This window comes from Streptomyces sp. NPDC051364 (assembly GCF_040682115.1).
Classification (GTDB): Bacteria; Actinomycetota; Actinomycetes; order Streptomycetales; family Streptomycetaceae; genus Streptomyces.
Genome location: NZ_JBFBAH010000016.1, coordinates 161006 through 165210 on the forward strand (window position 1 = coordinate 161006; position 4205 = coordinate 165210).

General features: G+C 69.4%; 5 protein-coding genes. 2 read left to right on the plus strand and 3 right to left on the minus strand.

Translation table 11 applies throughout. The features are described 5' to 3' along the window. Positions 1–301: hypothetical protein (locus tag AB0M76_RS28720; protein WP_365955619.1), on the plus strand; the 301-nt coding region annotated here is incomplete at its 5' end. 490 nt (positions 302–791) lie between these two features. Beyond that, positions 792–1031 (plus strand): DUF6191 domain-containing protein, encoded by a 240-nt coding sequence (locus AB0M76_RS28725; RefSeq protein WP_365955630.1) that lies wholly within the window; start codon positions 792–794, stop codon positions 1029–1031. Between the two features lie 246 nt (positions 1032–1277). On the opposite strand, the gene AB0M76_RS28730 is transcribed toward AB0M76_RS28725, so the two are convergent. The 3 genes from AB0M76_RS28730 to AB0M76_RS28740 form a co-directional block, all read right to left on the minus strand. After that, positions 1278–1769: a lamin tail domain-containing protein gene (locus AB0M76_RS28730; RefSeq protein ID WP_365955620.1), complete on the minus strand. Its 492-nt coding sequence runs from the start codon at positions 1767–1769 to the stop codon at positions 1278–1280. Positions 1770–2200: 431 nt separating this feature from the next. After that, positions 2201–3643, minus strand: a complete 1443-nt coding sequence (locus tag AB0M76_RS28735; protein ID WP_365955621.1) for an MFS transporter — start codon at positions 3641–3643, stop codon at positions 2201–2203. A gap of 124 nt (positions 3644–3767) precedes the next feature. Beyond that, positions 3768–3950, minus strand: coding sequence for a hypothetical protein (locus AB0M76_RS28740; protein ID WP_365955622.1), 183 nt, complete (start codon positions 3948–3950; stop codon positions 3768–3770). Positions 3951–4205 lie beyond the last annotated feature (255 nt).

A 4205-nucleotide genomic window follows, 5' to 3' on the forward strand; every position in this document is an offset into this window, starting at 1 on the left:
GCAGGAGACGGAGAAGGTTCCCGAGAAGGGTAAGGGCGAGGCTCCTAAGCAGGAGACGGGGAAGGTTCCTGGGCAGGAGACGGAGAAGGTTCCCGAGAAGGGTAAGGGCGAGGTCCCTAAGCAGGAGACGGGGAAGGTTCCTGGGCAGGAGACGGAGAAGGTTCCCGACAAGGGCACGAACCAGAATTCTGAGAACGGGACCGGCCAGAACTCCGAGAAGGAGTCGGGCCAGAATCCTTCCAACGAACAGGGCAACAACGAGCAGGGCAACCAGCAGGGCAACAACGAGCAGTCCGGATGACCCGGCGGCCCAGGCGCCTGGGGAGACAACATCGGCCGGCACCGCCAACTCGGGAGAGTGGTCCTCGGTGGTCAGAAGTGCATAGGGGTGTACGTGAGGGCTTTCTGCCGGTCGGTGGTGGTGGTGTAATCCACACCGAACCCGCGAAGGCCCTCACCCGTTCAACCGACCTCAGCCGAGACCGGCTTCACGCGTCTGCAACCACCCCTCGACGCAACGGCCGGTCACGGACAGAACTTGTCTTGGTGCCGCGGTTTGTTCCGAGTCGATCAGTCTCTGGTTGACCGTGTCCTGTGCGGCCTGGCCGCCTGGCAGTTGGCCTTGAGACTGCCTTCCTCCTGGAACGCCCTCCACTTGCCGGCCGCCACCATGCTGCGTTCCACACGTGCGTACCCCGGGATGCGATGACCGGTGTGCCGACGCCATAGGAGGCGCGGCCCGGGAGCAGACCCGCAGGCGTGGTGAACCGCGGGGCTGGCGGCGAGCCCGGCTGCTGACGCTCGACGGCTACGGGCCGTGGCGGAACAGCGTCCGGCAGGGCCAGATATCGGCGACCGGGTTCGAGCAGCTCCACGCGAGTTTCTCGCCCGGGAAGCAGAACGAGCTCAAGGAGCGGCAGTCGGCACTGGTGCTGCGGGACGACGAGGAAGACGGCGCACCGCCGCATCGGACAACGGTGGATCTGGAGGCGGGGATTGCGGTCGTCCGGATGACGCAGGCAGACCGGTAGGAGGTCACCGGCGTCCACCGCGGCGATCCCCTCGTGCACCCACCAGCTCGTACGGGGTGGACAGCGACGCCGGGCCGCAGCTGACGGTACGGGCGGCCCCGGCCCCGGAGCCGGAGCGAGTGCGGCCGCAGGATGCGCACACGCGCGAACGGCGTGCCGCGGCTGGATCGCCGTGACACGCCGTTCGCGGTAGGCCGGCAGCTCACAGTGCCGGCCCGTCAGCCCCTCAGGGGCAGCAGGTCCGCGTCAGCCGTTGCGGCGGTGGTGGCGGCGGCCGTCCCAGGAGTCGCTGTCGACGACGTTGCCGCGGTTGTCGCGGAGCGTGGCGCTGTCGCGCTCGTCCCACACCTGGTCGCGGCGGTCCTGGTAGACGTCGTGGCGGGTGTCGCGACCCTTGCCCGTGTGGACCTTGACGCTGGAACGGCCGTCCAGGCGGAAGTCGTTGAAGCGGTAGCGGTTGCCCTGCCGGTCGGAGAGGGTGAAGCCGCGCAGGTTGACGCTGTGGCGGCCGGTGTTCTTCACCTCGACCCATTCCCCGTTCAGGGCGCGGGCGGAGCGGTCGCTGCGGCCGGGGCTGTCGTACTGGACGTCGCCGATGACGATCGAGGAGTGCGGGGCCCGGTGGTCACGCCGGTGGTGGTCGTCGGCAGCGGCAGCCGGGAGGGCGGCGGCGCCGACCAGGGCGCCTGTGGCCAGGAACGTCGCGACGACGCGGCGGGTGGCGAGAGAAGCAGACATGAAGATGACCCCTTCAACAGACAGCGGCCCGTCCCGGCTCGTACGAGGCGGGTGGGCTCCGAACAGTTCCCGGCGTCCTGCCGAGGAGCCACACTCTGGCCCCGAAGCACCACCAAAAGCCACTAATTCGGCGCGTGTTGCCCAATGCGGATATACCAGTAACTCTTGCTTGTAGCGGACATGTGTCATGGCTGCGCTGACGCGGACTGCGGGAGTGTGCGCAGCGGGCGGTGGGAGGCTTGGGGACGGAAGCCTTCGCTGGTGAATGTCCTTTCGCCGGGGTGTCCTTCGAACCTGCGCCGAATGGGTTCAGGGTCGTGTAACAGCCGCTCCTACCGTTTCTTCGTACCTGCTCACGTGAACGGTTCTGGTGTTCCAAGACGGGTACGGTGCAGCGGCGGCACCTCGCCTTACCACTCGTCGGCGGGGCGTCAGAGCGAGGGCAGGTTGCCCCTCGGCGCCGGACCGGGTTTCCGCGGCGCGCGGATCAGCGGGAGCAGGGAGACCGCGCCCACGAGGGACAGCAGCGCCGCGGCCCTCAGCACGCTCTCGATGGCCGATCCGTCCGAAGCCGCCTGCTGCTCCGAGCCGCTCAGGACCTCCAGTACGGTCGCAGCCACCGCCACGGCCACAGCGCCCATCAGGACGAGAGAGGTCAGCACCAGTCCGGAGGCGGCGGCGAGGCGGCTCGAGGGAACGTACGACTGGGTGGCCACGCTCGTCAGCGCCCAGCCGAGTCCGAGCCCGATGCCCACGACGGCGAACACGGCTGTGTACAGGGCGAGCGGGTCCGCCCAGGTCAGCGCCAGAATGCTGGCCCCGCTCAGCAGGAGCCCGGCGGCCATCAGCGCTTCCGGCCGCCATCGCTGGGCGAGGTGGCCGGACCAGTAGCTGGCGGCCCCGGCGCCGACGGACAGTGCGAGGAAGACCAGCCCCGCGTCCAGCGGGGAGAGGCCGCGGACCTGCTGGAGGTAGAGCGCGGAGAGGACCGCCACGAGGCAGTACCCGATGTTGGACACGCAACCCGCCGCGGTGACCGTCACGAACGGCACGTTGTGCAGCAGGGACAGGTCCAGCAGCGGTTCGGCGGTCCGGCGTTCGATCACGACGAACAGGATCAGCAGCAGCGCTCCGGCGGCGAGGCAGGCCAGCGTCGCCGCTGAGGCCCAGCCCCAGTGGCCACCCTGGTCGACCGCGATCATGACCGCCGTGAGACCGCCCGCCACGGTGACGGCTCCGGGCAGGTCCAGGCCGTTGCCGGCCTCTTCATCGCGGGTGTCGGTGACGAACCGCAGCATCAGGAAGGCCGCGACGGCGCAGACCGGCACGTTCAGCAGGAACACCGCCCGCCAGCTGACGTGCTCGGCGAACACGCCGCCCACGAACGGGCCGAGGGCGACGCCGATCGCACTGAAGGCCAGCACCGTGCCCACCGCGCGGCCCTGGCGGTCGTCGCGGAAGTAGCCGCTGACGACGGCCACGGCCACGGGGAAGATCAAGGCTGCCGTGCCACCCTGCACCACCCGCGCCACGACCAGCCAGACCTCGTTCTGCGCGGCGCTGCACACGACGGACACCACGGCGAAGCCGATGAGGCCCCACACGATGACCGTGCGCCGCCCGTGGACGTCGGCGGCCCTCCCGCCCGTGATCATCAGTGCGCCCAGGGTCAGCATGTAGCCGCTGACCAGCCACTGCAGATTCGTGGTCGGTGTGGAGAATTCCCGGGCGATCACCGGGAGCATCAGGTTGAGGGCGAACCAGTCCATCTGGACCAGGAGCATGGACAGCGAGGCGGCCGCGATGACCGCGCGATCGCGGCCGGAGAACAGCCGGCGGCCGGACGACACGGTTTCCGCCTTGCCCACGCTCATCGACACGTCCCGTCCGGAGCCCCCACCACCCCACCCCAACCAGCATGCGCCCACCCGTGGCACCGGGCACCCTGCGGGGCGGGCGGCAAGGCAGCGGAGCCGCAGTCGCGCACGCTTGCGGGGGTCAGAAGGACCGGACGAAGTGCACGAGAGGCTCGTAATTGTCGTCGCCCCAGGGCTTCATCGGCTCAGCGGTGACGGGTTGCCATGACTGCTCGTTGCCGTAGTCGGTCTTGATGACGACGGCGTGGCACTCGTCACGGCCGTAGGAGGGCGGTTGGGTGAGAGCGGCGTACTTCGTCGTCACCAACGGGGTTGTTCGAGCCCTCTGTTGGCCGTCGGAGTACGTAGTCCGACGGCTTCGGCCCGTCTGAGCCGGGCCCTCGTAGGGATGCGGTGAGATGGACGTGTGTCCGGTGGAGGCTGTCGGCGGAGCTGCGGCCCCACGGTTGGCGGTCGCACGTCCCGGCGGTGCGGCGTGCGGATGCCGGAGGGGCTGTGGGCCTCTCCGGCGTCTGCTGTGTGGGGTGGTTTGGGGGCGGTGGTCACTTGCCGAGCTTGG

Bases quoted from the DNA above. Each gene is read 5' to 3' on its own strand.
- AB0M76_RS28730 (WP_365955620.1), bottom strand. From the start codon at position 1,769: ATGTCTGCTTCTCTCGCCACCCGCCGCGTCGTCGCGACGTTCCTGGCC.
- AB0M76_RS28735 (WP_365955621.1), bottom strand. From the start codon at position 3,643: ATGAGCGTGGGCAAGGCGGAAACCGTGTCGTCCGGCCGCCGGCTGTTC.